The 16,939-nt window shown below is 71.5% G+C and carries 17 protein-coding genes and 1 tRNA gene; 11 read left to right on the top strand and 7 right to left on the bottom strand.

The genetic code is table 11. The annotated features are described in order from the left end of the window. Positions 1-191 precede the first annotated feature (191 nt). Positions 192-267 (bottom strand) — tRNA-Trp (locus LX16_RS12870). A 254-nt stretch (positions 268-521) separates the two neighbouring features. Here LX16_RS12870 and LX16_RS12865 point away from each other — a divergent pair. The 3 genes from LX16_RS12865 to LX16_RS12855 all read left to right on the top strand — a co-directional run bounded on the left by LX16_RS12865 (position 522) and on the right by LX16_RS12855 (position 1,982). After that, the gene (locus LX16_RS12865; RefSeq protein ID WP_147138529.1) at positions 522-1,271 is read left to right on the top strand and encodes a metallophosphoesterase family protein; all 750 of its coding nucleotides are present in this window, start codon (positions 522-524) and stop codon (positions 1,269-1,271) included. Positions 1,272-1,510: 239 nt separating this feature from the next. Beyond that, positions 1,511-1,702 (top strand): hypothetical protein, encoded by a 192-nt coding sequence (locus LX16_RS12860; protein ID WP_147138527.1) that lies wholly within the window; start codon positions 1,511-1,513, stop codon positions 1,700-1,702. Positions 1,703-1,787: 85 nt separating this feature from the next. Beyond that, entirely contained in the window at positions 1,788-1,982 is a 195-nt protein-coding gene (locus tag LX16_RS12855) for a hypothetical protein (RefSeq protein ID WP_147138525.1), read from the top strand. 195 nt (positions 1,983-2,177) lie between these two features. Here LX16_RS12855 and LX16_RS12850 read toward each other — a convergent pair whose 3' ends face one another. Both LX16_RS12850 and LX16_RS27935 read right to left on the bottom strand, forming a co-directional pair. Further along, positions 2,178-4,403 (bottom strand): heavy metal translocating P-type ATPase, encoded by a 2,226-nt coding sequence (locus tag LX16_RS12850; RefSeq protein WP_147138523.1) that lies wholly within the window; start codon positions 4,401-4,403, stop codon positions 2,178-2,180. 76 nt (positions 4,404-4,479) lie between these two features. Further along, entirely contained in the window at positions 4,480-4,749 is a 270-nt protein-coding gene (locus tag LX16_RS27935; RefSeq protein ID WP_147138521.1) for a heavy-metal-associated domain-containing protein, read from the bottom strand. A 163-nt stretch (positions 4,750-4,912) separates the two neighbouring features. On the opposite strand from LX16_RS27935, the gene LX16_RS26600 reads away from it, so the two are divergent. The 5 genes from LX16_RS26600 (at position 4,913) to LX16_RS12825 (ending at position 11,364) form a co-directional block, all read left to right on the top strand. After that, positions 4,913-5,749, top strand: a complete 837-nt coding sequence (locus tag LX16_RS26600) for a nucleotidyltransferase domain-containing protein (RefSeq protein ID WP_158645580.1) — start codon at positions 4,913-4,915, stop codon at positions 5,747-5,749. Positions 5,750-5,840: 91 nt separating this feature from the next. After that, a complete protein-coding gene (locus LX16_RS12840; RefSeq protein WP_147138519.1) occupies positions 5,841-6,503 on the top strand; it encodes an Rv1352/Rv1906c domain-containing protein in 663 nt (220 codons plus the stop codon). Between the two features lie 221 nt (positions 6,504-6,724). After that, positions 6,725-8,410 carry an SPFH domain-containing protein gene (locus LX16_RS12835; protein WP_147140741.1) on the top strand — a complete coding sequence of 562 codons (1,686 nt, stop codon included), beginning with the start codon at positions 6,725-6,727 and terminating at the stop codon, positions 8,408-8,410. Positions 8,411-8,792: 382 nt separating this feature from the next. Further along, positions 8,793-10,133: an MFS transporter gene (locus tag LX16_RS12830; RefSeq protein ID WP_147138517.1), complete on the top strand. Its 1,341-nt coding sequence runs from the start codon at positions 8,793-8,795 to the stop codon at positions 10,131-10,133. A 61-nt stretch (positions 10,134-10,194) separates the two neighbouring features. Continuing rightward, a complete protein-coding gene (locus LX16_RS12825) occupies positions 10,195-11,364 on the top strand; it encodes a peptidylprolyl isomerase (protein ID WP_147138515.1) in 1,170 nt (389 codons plus the stop codon). A gap of 71 nt (positions 11,365-11,435) precedes the next feature. On the opposite strand, the gene LX16_RS12820 is transcribed toward LX16_RS12825, so the two are convergent. After that, entirely contained in the window at positions 11,436-12,011 is a 576-nt protein-coding gene (locus LX16_RS12820; RefSeq protein ID WP_147138513.1) for a dihydrofolate reductase family protein, read from the bottom strand. Between the two features lie 144 nt (positions 12,012-12,155). Between LX16_RS12820 and LX16_RS12815 the strand changes: the two genes are divergently transcribed. Both LX16_RS12815 and LX16_RS12810 read left to right on the top strand, forming a co-directional pair. Continuing rightward, positions 12,156-12,716, top strand: a complete 561-nt coding sequence (locus LX16_RS12815) for a hypothetical protein (RefSeq protein ID WP_147138511.1) — start codon at positions 12,156-12,158, stop codon at positions 12,714-12,716. A 70-nt stretch (positions 12,717-12,786) separates the two neighbouring features. Continuing rightward, a complete protein-coding gene (locus LX16_RS12810) occupies positions 12,787-13,140 on the top strand; it encodes a hypothetical protein (protein WP_147138509.1) in 354 nt (117 codons plus the stop codon). Positions 13,141-13,164: 24 nt separating this feature from the next. Here LX16_RS12810 and LX16_RS12805 read toward each other — a convergent pair whose 3' ends face one another. From LX16_RS12805 to LX16_RS26595, 3 genes are read right to left on the bottom strand one after another with little or no spacing between them, the layout of a single operon-like run. Then, positions 13,165-14,718, bottom strand: a complete 1,554-nt coding sequence (locus LX16_RS12805) for a PH domain-containing protein (RefSeq protein WP_147138507.1) — start codon at positions 14,716-14,718, stop codon at positions 13,165-13,167. Next, positions 14,715-15,218 carry a PH domain-containing protein gene (locus LX16_RS12800; RefSeq protein ID WP_147138505.1) on the bottom strand — a complete coding sequence of 168 codons (504 nt, stop codon included), beginning with the start codon at positions 15,216-15,218 and terminating at the stop codon, positions 14,715-14,717. Before LX16_RS12800 ends, LX16_RS12805 begins: the two co-directional genes overlap by 4 nt. Before the next feature lie 5 nt (positions 15,219-15,223). Beyond that, entirely contained in the window at positions 15,224-15,361 is a 138-nt protein-coding gene (locus LX16_RS26595) for a hypothetical protein (protein ID WP_158645579.1), read from the bottom strand. 319 nt (positions 15,362-15,680) lie between these two features. Between LX16_RS26595 and LX16_RS12795 the strand changes: the two genes are divergently transcribed. Continuing rightward, on the top strand, positions 15,681-16,928 hold the full coding sequence (locus LX16_RS12795) for a sensor histidine kinase (RefSeq protein ID WP_147138503.1): 1,248 nt from the start codon (positions 15,681-15,683) through the stop codon (positions 16,926-16,928). Positions 16,929-16,939: the final 11 nt, after the last annotated feature.

Below are 16,939 nucleotides of genomic sequence, written 5' to 3'. Positions count from 1 at the left end.
ACTCGGACACCTACGAGCCCTGGAATACGCGGCGGCGAGTGCCCCGCCAGGTCGGTGTCGGACGTCACGGGAGGTATCGGACGGGCGTCGCGCCCGAGGTGGCCACACCCTTTCGTACACCCCCGGCTCTCTTCCGGGCAACGAAACAGCCCGCCACCTCGGGAGTTCTCCCAGGTGGCGGGCCGTTCACGTGGCAGGAGTGACAGGACTCGAACCTGCAACCTGCGGTTTTGGAGACCGCTGCTCTGCCAATTGAGCCACACTCCTATACCGCTGACGGCGAACCGTCGGCTCGAATCATCATACGGGCCGATCCCGGATATCGCCAACCGGGTTGCCGGGGTGTCCGCTTCCTCCCCGCCGAGGACGGGTGGTTTCGACGGGCGAACGCCGGAGCCGGTCGGAGCCACCCCGGGTGGGGCGGCCACGTGGTCACGACATGTCCTGCGGGAGGTGACGGGCCTCTGCCGACGGCAGAATCCCCTTCCGTCAGGTCCTCGGTTGCGCCTACCGTGGGCGGCATGTGGAATCGGGTAGCCGTCCTGTCGGACATTCACGGGGTCGCGCCCGCGCTGGACGCGGTGCTCGCCGAACCCGACGTCGCCGCCGCCGAACGGATCGTGTTGACCGGCGACATCATCGCCGGCCCGCAGGCCGCCGAGGTGTTCGACACGCTTCTCACGCTCGGAGACCGGGTGGTGTGGGTGCGGGGCAACGGCGACCGGGAGATGCTGGCCGCCGCCACCTCGGGCGAGCCCCCGAAGATCCCCGTGGACCCGTGGGCGTACCGGCGGCTCACCCCGGAGCACCTGGAGCTGCTGCGGACCATGCCCACCGAGGCCCGGTTGAGTGTGGCGGGCGTCGGTGAGGTGTTGTTCTGCCACGCGACGCCCCGCAACGACACCGAGGTGGCGCTGGTGGACTCGCGGCCCGACCGGTGGGGCGAGGTGTTGAGCACGCTGGACCCGGCGATCGACGCGGTGGTGTGCGGGCACACGCACATGCCGTTCGTCCGGCTGACCCACGGGATACTGGTCGTCAACCCGGGCAGTGTGGGCATGCCGTACGGTCGCCCGGGCGCCCACTGGGGAATGCTGGGGCCGGGGGTGACGCTGCGCCGCACCGAGTTCGACTACGACGCCGCGTGTCGCCGGATCGCCGAGTCGGGATACCCGGGTGGCGCGGCGTGGGCCGACGAGTACGTCCGCGCCCGCAACTCCGACCTCGACGCGCTGGCGGTGTTCGGCCCCATGGACGGCAGGGACGCCTGAGAGGCCGACTTCGCACCTGCTGGTCTGCTGCGCGCCCGATCGCCGTCTGAGCGTTCCGGGCCGGACAGTCCGATGTTTCGGCAGCTCTGGATCGGGCCGTCCTCCGGAGCCGGCGTCCGCTTCGGACCGGTTCGCCAGCCGACCTTCCGGACATCTTCCTAACAGTTGCTCGCGAAATGTGGCGCTGGGTACGTTGACGCGCGTTCCCCCTTCCCTCAACGAGAACCGTGGGAGTCGCCATGAAGATGTTCGACCGGATTCGGAAGACCGCCGACAACGCACTGGACGCGGTGATCCGGCAGGGATCGGCCGCCGCCCGCGAATGCGACTGCGTCAGGGTCTCCGGCGGCTGGCAGAAGCGCTGCGTCATCAACGGCCGCATCGTGGTCATCGGCACGTACCCCACGCAGAGCCGCTGCCTCACCGCCTGACGCGCTGACCCCGTCCACTGTGACGCACCACCGCACCGTATCCCGTTTCGCGGAGGCCGCGTCACACCACCGAACAGGAGTCCACATGAGAATCATCGACGGCATCCGCCGCACCGCCGACCGCGCCCTGGACGGCATCCTCCGGCAGGGGAACGCCGAGGCCCGCGAATGCGACTGCAAACGGATAACCCCCCGCACCTGGTACAAGAACTGCGTCGTCAACGGGCGCGTCGTGACGATCGGCGTCTACCCGTCCTACAACGCCTGCATCCTCGCGTGATGCCGGCGGGGAACGGCGCCCGCAAGACCTAACGCCACCCGCCCGGTGACGAACGCCGTAAGGCGTAACGGCGGTGACCACATGTCCACCCCGGCGAACGTCGCCATGCCCGGGCGGGCGCCGCCTCCCCATCCGTCACCGAACAAGGGGCACCGACACCACCCGGACCGTGGGTGTCGGTGCCCCTGCCGTGTATCACTTGAAGCGGCGCAGCCGCAGGCTGTTGCCCACCACGAACACCGACGAGAAGGCCATGGCCGCCCCGGCGATCATCGGCGCGAGCAGTCCCAGCGCCGCCAACGGCAGCCCCGCCACGTTGTACGCGAACGCCCAGAACAGGTTGCCCTTGATGACCCGCAGGGTGCGCCGCGACAGCCGGATCGCGTCGGCGGCCACCAGCAGGTCGCCACGGACCAGGGTCAGGTCACTCGCCTCGATCGCCACGTCGGTGCCGGTGCCCATCGCGATACCCAGGTCGGCCTGTGCCAAGGCGGCGGCGTCGTTGACGCCGTCCCCGACCATCGCCACGACCCGGCCGTCGGCCTGCAGGGCCTTGACCACGTCCACCTTGTCGGCGGGCATGACCTCGGCGTGAACCTCGTCGATGCCGACGCCGCGGGCGACCGCCTCCGCCGCGGCCCGGTTGTCGCCGGTGAGCAGCACCGGCCGCAACCCGAGGTCACGCAACCTGCGCACCGCCTCGGCACTGCTCGGTTTGACCTGGTCGGCGACCACGACGATGCCGCGCACGACACCGTCCCAGCTCACCGCGACGACGGTCTTGCCGTCGGCCTCGGCGGCGGCGCGGGCCGCCTCCAGGCCGTCGTCCAGGGTGACCGACCAGTCGGCGAGCAGCCGCGGCCGCCCGACCAGTACCGCGTGTTCCCCGACCATCGCGGAGATGCCCAGGCCCGGCCGGTTCTCGAAGTCGGTGACCGGCGGCAGTTCACCGAACCGGTCGGTGCCCGCCCGGGTGATCGCGCGGGCGATCGGGTGCTCGGAACCTGCTTCGGCGGCGGCGGTGACGCGCAGCAGCTCGTCGGCGTCGCCGCCGTCGACCGGGACGACCTCGTCCACGGCCATGGCACCCGTGGTGACGGTGCCGGTCTTGTCGAGGACGACGGTGTCGACCCGGCGCGTCGACTCCAGGACCTGCGGTCCGCCGACCAGGATGCCCAGTTGCGCGCCCCGGCCGGTGCCGACCATGAGGGCGGTCGGCGTCGCCAGTCCCAGCGCGCACGGGCACGCGATGATGAGGACGGCGACCGCGGCGGTGAACGCCGCGGTGGTCCCCGCGCCGCTTCCCCACCAGAAGCCGAGGGTGGCGACGGCGAGCGCGATCACCACGGGCACGAAGATCCCGGAGATGCGGTCGGCGAGCCGCTGCACGGGCGCCTTGCCGGTCTGGGCCTCCTCCACGAGCCTCGCCATCTGGGCGAGCTGGGTGTCGGAGCCGACGCGGGTGGCGCGCACGACCAGTCGGCCACCGGAGTTGACGGTCGCGCCGGTGACCGTGTCACCCACCGACACCTCGACGGGCACCGACTCGCCGGTCAGCATGCTCTCGTCCACGGCGGAGTGCCCGTCGACGACCTCGCCGTCGGTGGCGATCTTCTCACCGGGCCGCACCACGAACTCGTCTCCCACCGCGAGGTCCGCGATGGGGACGCGGGTCTCGCGCCCGTTCTTCAGCACGCTGACGTCCTTGGCGCCCATGCTCATCAGGGCGCGCAACGCCCCGCCCGCCCGCTGTTTGGCGCGGTGCTCGAAGTACCGGCCCAGCAGGATGAACGCGGTGACTCCGGCGGCGGCCTCCAGGTAGATGTCGGAGGCCCCGTCGCCCCGGGTCAGGGTGAACTCGAAGCCGTGGGTCATGCCGGGCATCCCGGCATCGCCGAAGAACAGCGCCCACAGCGACCACGCGAACGCGGCGATCGTCCCGATCGACACCAGGGTGTCCATGGTGGCGGCGCCGTGCCGCAGGTTGATCCAGGCGGCGCGGTGGAACGGCCAGCCGCCGTACACCACGACGGGTGCCGCCAGTACCAGGGACATCCACTGCCAGTTGGTGAACTGCAGCGGCGGGATCATCGCCATCGCGATGACCGGCACCGCCAGGACGAGGGAGGTGACGACGCGCTGCCGCAGCGACCGCAGTTCGGGGTCCTCGGCGGGTTCGCCGGCCTCCGGTTCGGGTTCGGTGCGCGGGGCGGCGGCGGTGTAGCCGGTCTTCTCCACGACCGCGATCAGGTCCTCCGCCGTGACGCCGGGTGAGACGTTGGCGGTGGCCTTCTCGGTGGCGTAGTTGACGGTGGCGGTCACGCCGTCGATCCGGTTGAGTTTCTTCTCGATGCGGTTGGCGCACGACGCGCACGTCATGCCGCCGATGTCGAGTTCGATGATGTCGGTGTCGGTCTTCATGTGGGCCTCTGAGAGTCATTGTGCTCGGGTCGCGGCGGAACGCCAACCGGTTCCACCGCGATCCGGGCGGGGTGGGTCAGCGGGCGGGGCCGGTGAGCCGGTATCCGGCCTCGTCGACGGCGGCGCGCAAAGCTTCCTCGTCGACGGGGGTGTCGGCCGTGACGGCGATGAGGCCGGTGGCGGCGTCGGCGGTGACCGTCGTCACGCCGGGGATCTTGCCGACTTCGGCGCGGATCGACTGTTCGCAGTGACCGCAGGTCATGCCCTCGACCTGGTAGGTGACGGCGGGGGTGGTGGTCAGGTCAACGGTGGCGGGGGCCTGGGTGGTGGCGCAGGTGTCGCACATCGGGTGTTCTCCTCTCGTGAGGATACCCCTAGGGGGTATCTGCTGACGACCATAGCAGGGCCGCCCTGAACGGTCACCCCCGCGACGGCGTGATCCCCACCATACCCCCAGGGGGTAAAACGGGCGGCGGGTGCGCGCGATACCGCTGCCGTACCGTCACACCATGCCCGCCACCACTCCGGAAGACCCGATCCGCCGCTCCCTCAACCGCCAACGCGACGCGATCACGCGGGGCCGCGACGTCCTGGCCGCCGACCCGCGAATCCTCGCCGCCTTCCTCATCGGCAGCCACGCCGCCGGCACCGCCGACGCCTACAGCGACGTCGACCTGCACTGCGTCGTCGCCGACACCGACGTGGAGACCTGTCTCGCCGACGCCGAAGCCCTCATGACCCGCATCGCCGGCCCGCTCGCCCTGGCCGACCGCCTCCCCGGCACGACGGGCGCCGTGGCCGTCGCCGCCGACTGGCTGCGACTCGACCTGTTCTTCCACGCCCGCTCCGGCTACGACCCCGACCGGTACGACGCGGTCGCACCACTGTTCGACCACGCCGGCCTGCTACCCCCACCCCGTACCGGCGACGCCCCGCCCGAGCCGCCGTGGTTCCCGCAACGCACGGTCGACATGTTCTTCTTCTTCCTCGGAAACCTCGTGGCCGTCCTGGGACGCGGCGAGACCACGCTCGCACTCGACGGGCTCGGCCTCGTCCGCGCCCAACTCGTCGCACTCATGTGCGCCGAACAGGGCGTACGCCGCACCGGCGGCGCCAAACGGCTGTCACCGTTCCTCACCGGGGAACAACGCCACGTGCTCGACACCGTCCCCGGCGCCGGACCGGAACCGGCCGAGATCATCGCCGCTCACCGCCACCTCGCCGCCGACTTCATCCCCCGCGGCCGCGCCCTCGCCGCCGCCACCGGGAACCCCTGGCCGGAGGCACTGGAGCGGGCCACCCTGGCCCACCTCCGCCGCCACCTGGGCATGACCCTCCCCGACTGACCCGTCCACCACAACCGCCCCTGCCGTCCCCACCGTCCGGCATTCCCCGGTTTCGGCCCCCGGAACCGGGACACCCGGCACGATGATCCACATGAGCTACCAGCCGGAGGAAGGCAGTTGGCAACCGCCCGGCGGTCCGCAGCAGCCGTATCAGGGCAGCTCATCCCACCACTACGGCGACCCGGACCCGACACCGCCGCAACAGCCCGGCGGCTACCCGTACGGGCCGCCGCCGGGAGCGCCGTATTACGGGCCGCCACCCGAGTACCACCCCCAGGGGGTATACGGGCCGCCCGGCGGACCACCGCCGCCCCGCCGAGGGCTCCCCGTGGGCGCGGTCATCGGCCTGCTCGTCGGCGGATTCGTCATCCTCGCGCTGCTGGCGGTCGGCGCCGTCCTGTTCGCGAACCGCGGCGGCGACGAGACCGCCCACATCGAGAACACCGGCGAGCCACCGCAGCCCACCGTCCCCGACGACGGCTCCGTTCCGCAACCCAGCTTCGACCCCAACGCCGACATCGGAGGCGACGGCATCTTCCTCGTCGGCGAGGACATCGAACCCGGCGACTACCGGGCGACAGTCCCCGAGGAGTCCGTGCTGTGTTACTGGGAACGGCTGTCGGCCACCACCGGCGAGTTCGAGGACATCATCGCCAACGGTGTCGCCGAACCCGGCGAGAACGTCACCGTGACCATCGAGGAGTCCGACAAGGCGTTCGCCACCGACGGCTGCGGGGCCTGGCGCCGGGCGTGACCCGCCCGTGGCCGCGAGCCGATAGGCTGATCGCCTGTCTTCACACCCGCCGTCCCGTCGCACGAAGGACCGGGTGCGGAGGCAGGCTCTGACACCGCCGTGACACGTCGCGCCCCGACCGCCGACAGAGTCCGCCGGAACGCCGCACCGGCCGTCGCGCGACACCACGACACGGCGCTCGATCCTCCCCGCTTGGAGAAGCAGTGTCCCCCGAGATCATCATGTGGGCCGCCATACCGACCGCCGTCGTCGTCCTGGCCGTCCTTACGTGGACCAGGGTGAAGGTCCCCGGCCCCGACGAGGCGTTCCTCATCACGGGCCGCCGCCGCAAGAGCGGTGACACCGCCGCCCCGGGCCAGCGGGTCGTGCTGGGCGCGGCCGTGTTCGTCCTGCCCGTCGTACAGCGCCTCCACCACATCGACCTGTCGAGCCGCAAGATCCGGTTCCGGATCGGCGGCAGCCTCACCGCCACCGGCATCCGGGTGGGCGTCGAGGCGTTGGCCGTGGTCAAGATCGGCGGTACCGCCGACGCGGTGACCGCCGCGGCGCAGCGCTTCCTGCGGCAACAGGACCAGATCGACGACTTCACCGAACAGATCCTCGCCGGGGCGCTCCGCTCCGTCCTCGGTCGGTTCACCGTGGAACAGGCCGTCCACGACCGGGCGGCACTGGCCGCCGCCGTCTCCGAGGAGGCCACCGCCGCGCTCGCCCACCAGGGACTGGTGCTGGACGGATTCCTCATCGAGGAGATCACCGCGGACGGCGGATACCTCAACGACCTCGGCAGGCCCGAGGCGGCCCGGGTCGCCATGGAGGCCGCGATCGCCGAGGCGCGGGCACGGCAGTCGAGTGAGGAGGAGCGGATGCGCGCCGAGGAACGCATCGCCGACGCCGAACGCAGCCTCGCCCTGAAACGCGCCGAGATCCAGGCCGAGATCGACGCCGCCAAGGCCCGCTCCGCCGCGGCCGGCCCCCTGTCCCGCGCCGAACAGGACGAGAACATCCTCAAGGCACAACAGGCCGTCGCCGCCCGCAACGCCGAACTGAAGGAACGCCAACTCGACACCGAGATCCGCAAACCAGCGGATGCCAAACGCTACGAGATGGAGACCGACGCCCAGGCGCGCAAGAACACCGCCGTCGCCGACGCGGAGGCACGACGACTGGCCGTGATCTCGCAGGCGCAGGCCGACGCGGAATCCACCCGACTGACCGGTCACGCCGAACGGGAACGCCGCGTCCTACTCGCCGAGGCCGAGGCCGTCGAAGGCGCGCGACGTGGCGAGGCCGAACGGGCCAGGCGCGCCGCCGTCACCGAGGCGGTCATCGCCGAGGGCGACGCCCAGGCGAAATGGGCGCTCGCGGTGGGCAACGCCGAGGCCGAGGCGATGCGGGCGCGCGCCGACGCCTTCCACCACTACGGGAACGCGGCCGTGCTCGACCTGCTGATCAAGGTGCTGCCGGACGTCGTGGGGCGGGCCGCGCAGCCGATGGAGGCGATCGACTCCATGACGGTCATCTCGACCGACGGGGCGACCCGGCTCACCAGGGACGTCGCCGAGAACGTCGCGCAGGGACTCCAGATCGGCAAGGACCTCACCGGGATCGACCTGCGTGAACTGCTCGCCGGCCTGGCCGGAACCTCCGGCCCTCTGCCCGCACCCACTGTCGGGACCGATGACCGAGGCGGCCGGGGCGGCGACGTGGCCGGGGCGGACGAGGCGGACGGCGTCGGCGAGGCGGAACCGGCCGACGGCGCGGCCGGGCGCGGGCCGACAGACCGAAGGATCGACGGCGACTCCCCGGCCGCCGGTTCACCGGCGGCACGTGCCCCCCGGCCCCGCACCGAACGGCCCTCGACCAGACTCCCCGCGCAGAAACGCCGCAAGCCGCAATCGGAGGTGTGAGGCCCCGGGGCTCCGGGCGATCACGCAGCGCCGCGTCGCCGCCGGGGCCGGGATGGCGGGGGTGCGGGCCGGTGTCCCGCATCGCGCCCCCGACCTAGGGGGCCGCCACTCCTCCTCCCCATGGCGTCGAGCCTAGGTACCGCGACCGGGCGGTGTCGAGCGGTGAACGCGGGGCTTGTGGATAACCGGGTGGTTGTGGAGAACGCCGGTGACCGGGCTGCCGTCCGGCACGGCCCGTCACCCGGCCCGTCACCCCGCCGACCCGGTCACGCGCGGCCGCGAGGCTCACCACCCGGCGTACGGCCACGCCCGACGGGTGGCACGCGGACGGTCACGGGTTCGGGGTCGTGCGGCGTCTGGACGCGGCCCGTACAGTGCATGAGTGGCCGATACCGTCAGTCCCTCACCTCCGCAGCACCGTAAGGGTCACGTCCGCGCCATGCTCGGACGCCGCGACTTCCGGCGCCTGCTGGTGAGCCGGGCGACCAGCCAACTCGCGGACGGGTTCTTCCAGGCCGCCCTCGCCCTGTCGGCGTTCTTCAACCCGGGCAAGGAGGTCGAGCCGGTCGCCTACGCGATCGCGTTCACGATCCTGATCGCGCCGTACTCGGTACTGGGACCGTACGTGGGCGTGTTCCTCGACCGCTGGAGCCGCCGCAACGTCCTGGCGATCTGCAACACCGCCCGCGCCCTCCTGGTCGCGCCCGCCGCGGTGCTCCTACTGCTCGGACAGCCGGAATGGCAGTGGGCGATCTTCGCGATGCTGGTCATCACGATCAACCGGTTCGTGCTGGCGGGACTCTCCGCGTCCCAACCGCACACAGTGAACAAACCGGAGTTGGTCACCGCCAACGCCTTCGCCACCACCATGGGCACCATCTGCTTCGGCGCCGGGCTCGGCGCCTCCCTCCTCGTGATCCAACTGCTCGGCGGCGGCGCGGGCGGCTACGCCGCCGGTGCCTCCCTCGCGATCCCGCTCTACGCGGCCTCGGCCGCCGTGGCGTGGCTGTCGTACGGCCGGATGGACCTGGGTCCCGACGAGTCCGAGCGGGTCACCGGTCGCGTGTTGTCGCAGATCATCGGCATCAGCAGGGGAATGGTCCACGGCTTCCGGCACCTGTGGATCCGGCGCGGCTCCTTGTACATGATGTTCACGCAGGCGTGCCACCGCGCCCTGTACGGCGTCGTGTTCGTGCTGACCCTGGCCCTGCTGCGCGGACACTTCCACGACCCGGGACTGGAGGGATTCGGCGACACCCTCGCGTGGGCGGGAGCCGCGGCCGCCGCCGGGCAGGTCGGCTCGTTCCTGGCCGCGGTGATCACACCGAAACTGTCCCGCGCGTTCGGCCCCGGAACACTGGTCACGGGCCTGCTGGCGATGCTGGTACTCGTACTGTCCATGGTGGGCACCATCATGGTCGAGGTCGTGTTCGTCGTCGCGACGTTCCTGGTGAACATCACCTCCCAGGGCCTGAAGATCACCACGGACACGTCACTGCAACTCAACTGCGACGACGAGTACCGTGGCCGGCTGTTCAGCCTCAACGACACCGTCTACAACATCGCCTACATCCTCGGCATGTTCGTCTGCGTGCTGTTCCTGCCCTCGGACGGTTACGCGCCGTGGATCCTGTTCGCGGCGGCGGGCGGGTACGCGGTCCTGTCGGCCTGGTACTGGTTCGTGTCACGGCGTTTCGCCGCATATGCCGGGATAGTCCCATGAGGGCCAAACCGATACCGATGTCACAGCAGAACTTCAGACGAGCCGAATAACATCGACGACCATGAACGGCAAGCAGGACGACTCCCCCTCCGAAGCGACCCTCCGTGCCGGGCGGTCGGAACCGAACGCGGAATCGGCGCCCCAGACCGAGGCGCCGACCGACTCGGAGGCGTCCGTTGCCGCGTCCGGTGACCGCGAACCGGAGACCGACGACGCAACCCCCGACGCCGACAAGACCGAGGACGACGGCGAGTCCGACGACGACTCCGGTGACGACGGCGAGAAACCCGACGAGACCGAGGCCGCAGAGGCGACCGCCAAACCGGCGAAGGTGCGGCGGCCCCGACCGGAGGAACTGGAACCCGACGACCCGTTCGGCGGCACCCCGCCGTGGCTGCAACGCGGCGACGGCCGCCGCACCGCGCTGGGCATCACGTTGACGCTGGCCCTGGTCGCCGTGGTCGGCGCGGTGGGCTGGCTGCTGTTCGGCGGCCCCGAGGAGACCGACGCGAACGCGCAGACCGACCCCGGCGATCCCTGCCACGTCGCCGAATACCAGGACCAGGGGTTGATGATCGCCCCGCCGCGGCTCGGCGTCGCGCCCGACCGGGTGACCGCCACCGTCGCCACCAACTTCGGCCCGGTCACGGTCCTGCTGTTCGGGGATCTGGCGCCGTGCGGGGTCAGCGGCTTCACCTACCTCGCGGGGCAGGGCTTCTACGCCGGGAACAACTGCCACCGGATCACTACACAACCGATGGCGCCCACGGTGACGCTGCGCTGCGGCGATCCGACCGGCAGCGGCAACGGCGGCCCCGGGTACCGGTTCCGTTCGGAGCAGAAGTCGGAGGGACGTGCCGTCCTGGACTCGTTCGCGCTCATCAACGACGGCACCGGGCAGGCGGGCAGCGCGTTCGCGTTCGTCCGGGGCCAGTCGATCCCGACGGCGTCGCTGTCGGTGATCGGTCAGGTCATCGACGGTTTCGAGGTACTGGACCAGATCGGCGGCTCGGCGGGCCTGGAACCGTTCGACGGTCTTCCGCCGCAGCCGGTGACGATCCTCGGCGTGACGGTCACCGAAGGCACGGTCACCCTGCCGCCCAGTGGGCAGCCGGGTTCGGGACTCCCGGGTAGCGGAACACCGTCGGGAACCGCGACCCCCAGCGGCACTCCCAGCGGAATCGACTCGCCCTCCCCGAGCGGCGGGAATCCCGGCGGCCCGGCCCGCTGACCGGACGCGCACGCACCACCGCCCCACACCCTCCGCTGTGGAGGGACGGGGCGGTGTCGCGCGGTGGGCCGTCAGTCGCGGCGGTACCGCAGTCCGACGCAGCCGGTGTCGAGGGTGGCGTTTCCGGCGAGCCGCCACGTCGAGGCCGGTTGACCGCCGTCGAACAGCGGCATCCCGTCGCCGAGGATCGCCGGCACCTGGTTGAGTCGCAGTTCGTCGACTAGGTCGGCGGCGAGCAGTTGCCGGATGAGGCTCGCGCTGGACAGGATGACGATGTCCCGCCCCGGTTTCGCCTTCAACGCGGTGACCTCCGCGACCGGGTCGGTGGCGATGCGGGAGTTGCGCCAGGTCGCCTCGGTCAGCGTCCGGGAGAACACGACCTTCTCCACCTCGTCGAGCCACCGCGCCAGATCGCGGTCACGGTACGAGGCGGCCGGGTCGGCGGCGACCGGCGGCCAGTAGCCGTGGAAACCCTCGTAGTTGACGCGGCCCAGCAACGCCGTGTCGCAGCCGGTGAACACCCCGGCGAAGTAGGCGCTCATGCCCGGGTCCACGGCGTGCCGGGCCAGCCATTCCATGCCGCCGCCGGGTGAGGCGATGTAGCCGTCCAGCGAGACGGTGACGTTGGCGATGAGTGAACGTGACATGTCGGCTCCTCCGATGGCGTGTTTCCCGATACTCACCGGATACGTCGGAGCCGGGTCGCCGATCTCGACACCGGCCCGACGGCCGGGGGACGTGGTCCGCGCCACCCGGTTGACTTTCCGGACCGGCTGGGATGAAGTGGACGGATGCTGGAGCAGCCCGGACCCACGGACGGCGGATACGCGTACGGCCACGTGTACGGAAGTGTCCAAAGTGGTGAACTGGACTCGCGCGTGGTCGCCGGAGACGCCCGGCTGTCACACACGTTGCGCACCGAGATAAAGACGCTCAGCGACGCCGCTCGGCTGGCCGCCGAGGCCGAGGCCAAGCGGGCCGTCCTATGGGGACGGGTGCACCTGGCCCTGGGCCTGCCGACCGCGATCGTGGCGACCGTGGCGGGCGCGACCAGCCTCATCTCCACGACCGGCCGGATCGCGGCGGGCGTCCTGGCCCTGTGCGCGGCGGCGATGTCGGCGGCGTCGAGCTTCCTCGGTAGCGACACCCGGGCCTCGGACGCCGAACGCCGGGCCGCCGCGTTCACCACGGTGGCCGTGGACGCGCGGGTTTTGGCCACCCACGGCCTCGACGAGACCGACGACGGCGGCCTCCGCCGGTCACTGACGTCGCTTGTAGACAGATTCGAGGCGATACAGGTCGGCGACCTCGCCTCGGCGGAGGTGCTGAAGGCCGCCGAACGCGCCCGGTGACCCCGTTCCGGCATACTCGGCTCCTCCGGCGGCCACCGCACCGTCCCGACGACATGCATGAGGGGTACCGGTGATCGACCTCGACGCCATGGACGAACGCGAGTTCATCGCCTTCGTCGGCCGCCGCCCCGGAATGTTCACCGGCCGCGTCACCTACGACGCGGTGACGAGTTTCCTCACCGGGTACGCCCGCGGCGCCGCCCGTAACGGCGGACACGGCCTGGACGGCCTGCGCGAATGGCTACTGCAACGCCTCGGCCACGGCTCACCGTTGGGCTGGCCGGGAATCGTCCTACAGCTCACGTTCCCCGACGCGGAACAACTACCCACGGAGTTCACCCCCGCGCAGCAGGAGACGGCGCTACGAACCCTGTTCGACCTCCTCGACGCCTTCCTCGCCGAACGGGCCGCGACACCGGACTGACATCCCCTCGCCGCAGCGGCCGGTTCACTCCGCCCGGGGCGTCAGGAACGGTTCCAGCAGACCGGCCGACACCTCGTCACCGAAGTCGACCGCGTCGCCCGCGTCGGCGTCCACCGCCGCGTAGCCGCCGGAACCCGCACCGGTGGTCAACGTGACCGTCGCCAGGCCGAGCCGACGCTGCAACACCGACTGCCGCACGGTCACGCCGATCACCGCGTCGCGCCGCAACGCGACCGTGGTCCGGTAGAACGCGCCCGACCGCACCGCGAGGTAACCCGGCGTGGCGGCGTGCCCCAGTGCCCGCCAACCGGCGAACGCCAGCACCACACCCACCGGCAGTATCACGCCACACCACGGCCACCAGCCGCCCGGCAGGACGTCCGTCCACTCCAGATACCACACGATCGCGGCCAGGACCACCGTCGTGTTGACCGCCCAACCGATCCGGCGCCGCAACGCCGCGAGCGGATGCCCGCGCAACGGTGCCGAGATCACCGGATCGCCCAGGACCTCGCCGATCACCCGTCGCGACTCGGCGCGCGGCGCCCTCGGCAGGACCGTCGCGGCGGCGTTCTGTTTCAGGCTGCCACCCGACAGACCCGTGGAGATCACGTTGGTGTCGGCGGCCTTCGCCCACCGCCACGGCAGGGGTTCGATCATCTCCGCGCCCCGCAACCGGCGGTCGTCACGGTTGACGACACGGGTGCTGAACAGGCCCTGACTGGTCCGCAACACGCTCTCACCACCGGTGGAGACCCGGTCGAGCCGGAACCGCCACCACTCGGCGACGAAGTTGACCGACATCCCGATCACACCGAACAGCCACACCGCCGCGAACGCCACCAAGACGGTCCGGACCGGCCCCAGCGACTCCCAGTCCGCCAGACCGAGCGCCCAACGGTCGATGCGGATGCCGAACCCGCCCAACGCCCAGTACGCGCCCCACAGCACACCGGCCGCCAACAGCAGGCCCCACACCGTGATCGCGTTGTACGGCAACCAGCCCCACCGCACCGCCGCGATCGGGTGGACGGTCTCGGCCGGCGTCTCGGGCTCGGACGTGTCCGCCACCGGTTCGTCCGGCTCGGCCGAGACCGCGCGGCCGATGATGAGGTGGTCGTCGAGCCACTCCGCGTCGCCCCGCGACACCGCGTCCAGGGCGAACGCCGGTTCACCGGCCGACTGCTGGCCGGCACCGATGACCACGATCCGCAGGCCCGCCAACCGGTGCCGCAACTTCGCGGACGTGTCGACACTGCGGATCCGGTCCCGGCGGACCGTGCGGTGGCTGCGATGCAGCAGCCCGGTGCGCAGTTCGATGTGGGTGTCGGTGATCCGGTACCAGGTCTTGAACCAGCGCAGCCCGTCGGAGACGCCCTTGGTGACACCGGTGACCCCGATGACGGCACCCGAAATCCAGAACGCCCCATCGACCCGTCCCTCGAACACCGTCACCGACACCGCCAACGGCGTCAACGACAGCAAGGCCAGCAGGGCGTCCACCCACACGACCCGGGGATGGAGCCGCCGCCACGCGGTCTCCCCGGACTCGGTCTCCTTCTCGGGAACGTCGGTCATGTCGCGTCCCCCTCCGTGACCTGCGCAATCTCGGTGAGCTGCTCCGCCACCCGCACCGCCGTCGGCTTGGCCAGGCCCGCGATACGCACCGGCCCCTGCGCTGACGCGGTCGTCACCGTCACCGTCGCCAGACCGAGGAGCTGTTGCAACGGCCCCGCCTCGGTGTCCACCGTCTGGATCCGCGAGATCGGGGCCACCCGCCACTCCCGCACGAACCAGCCCGTCGCGGCGTACACGGCCTTGTCGGTGGTCTCCCACCGGTGCACCCGGTACCGCCACAGCGGCACCACCAGGACCTCCACCGCCGTCACGAACGCCATCAACCACAGCGGCGGCGCCAACCACGGGCGCGCGACGGGGAACAGCAGGTAGGCGGCGGTGAGGCCGCCGACAATGAACACACCGCTTACGACCGCCTGAAGCGTCCACCAGGCGATCGCGCGCCGGTGAACACGGTGACGGGGCGGACGCAGCCGGAACTCTCGGCGGGTACGGGTCATCGGTATCACGTCATCCTTCCGGCCCCGGCCTGCACGCCCTCGGCCTGCGCCACCGAGCCCGACTCCAGCGTGCCGACACCGACCGGATCACCGCATCGGCCGCCCGACCAGGCGGCCCCGCCACCCGGCCAGCTTCGCGCCACCCCGGGGCTCCCTCTCCGCGCTCGGTCCCCGCCCCGTTCCGCTTGGTCCCCGCCCGGTCGTACGCAGGCGGCTGAATTCCGGCGGACCAGGCGCGACCAGGCCATCCGGCGGGGACCAGGCGCACAACGGCGGGGACCAAGCGGAATGGAAGGGCGGGGTGAGGTGGGGTACGGGGGCCGCAACGGTGGGCGCGCCGCCCCGCCCGGCCAGCTTCGTGCGCCACCCCGCCGGGCCGCGCCGCCACATCCGGCCGGGTGGCCATCCGAACTGGCCGACCGGCACCACCGGATCCCCCGAAACCGTCCGTAAGCTCGCGGGATGGGAACCCGGATACCGGGAGCCTGGTCGCGGCGGATGCTGCCCGGCGCGCTGGCCGAGCCGACCGGGCGACCGCATCGCCGCACGTGGCGTGACTGGCTGGTCGACGTCCTCCTGTTCGCGGTCTCCGCGTGGTGGTGGGACGTGCAACGCCACGCCTACCCGTTCGAGTACATCCCGGACGCGCCGCCGCAGTGGATGCTCGACGTCGACCCGTGGATCGGGGCCGCGGCCTGCCTGGCGCTGTGGTGGCGGCGGCGGTTCCCGATCGCGTTGACCTTCGCGATGCTGCCGGTCCTGTTGTTCACCGCGACCGGGTACGGCGCGGTACTGGTCATGGTGTTGACCCTGGCGGTGCACCGGCCGTGGCCGTGGGCGGTCGGGTTCACCACGGCGTTCCTGGTGTTGACGGTCCCGTACGCGTTCGCGTATCCGTCGCCGGAGATGCCCCCGGCGGCCTACGCGGCACTGGTCGGGTTGATGCACGTGGTCCCGCTGGTGACCGGCCTGGCGGTGCGGTTCCGGCGGCAACTGGTGTGGACGCTGCGGCGGGACGCGGAGATCGTGCGGCAGGACGCCGAACGCCGCCTGGAGTCGGCGCGGGCCGCCGAACGGCAGCGCATCGCCAGGGAGATGCACGACGTGCTGGCGCACCGGCTGTCGCTCCTGTCGGTGCACGCGGGCGCGTTGGCGTACCGGAACGCGCAGGCGGCGGCGGGCTCTGCGGTTCCGGTGGACCCGGAGGAGATGGCGGCGGCGATCCGGGTCATCCAGGACAACGCGCGCCAGGCGCTCACCGAGCTGACGGAGGTGCTGACGGTGCTGCGGACCCCCGACGACTCCGACGAGTCCGCCGCCCTCCACCGGTTGTCGGACCTGGCGGGACTGGTCGACACGGCCGTCGAGGCGGGCCAGGACGTCACACTGCGGCTCGACGCCACCGCCGAACAGGCCGCCGGTGTCGGGCACCGCGCCGGCCGCACCGTCTACCGGATCGTGCAGGAGGGCCTGACCAACGCCCGCAAACACGCACCCCGGCAACCGGTCACCGTGGAGGTGTCGGTGGGTGACGACGAAGCGGTCACGGTGTCGCTGTGGAATCCCCGCACGGTCGTCGACGAGGCCGCGCCGGAATCGGGTTTCGGACTCGCGGGACTCGCGGAACGGGTCGCGTTGGCGGGCGGTGAACTGCACACCGGGGGCGGGCCGGGCGAGTTCCGGTTGACCGCGCGGCTGCCGGGCGCATGACGCCGGGCACG

Origin of the sequence: Stackebrandtia albiflava, from assembly GCF_007994225.1 — a bacterium.
GTDB classification, from domain to species: Bacteria; Actinomycetota; Actinomycetes; order Mycobacteriales; family Micromonosporaceae; genus Stackebrandtia; species Stackebrandtia albiflava.
The sequence above is the reverse complement of the archived record's forward strand: the minus strand, read 5'-3'. Positions and strand labels throughout refer to the sequence as shown.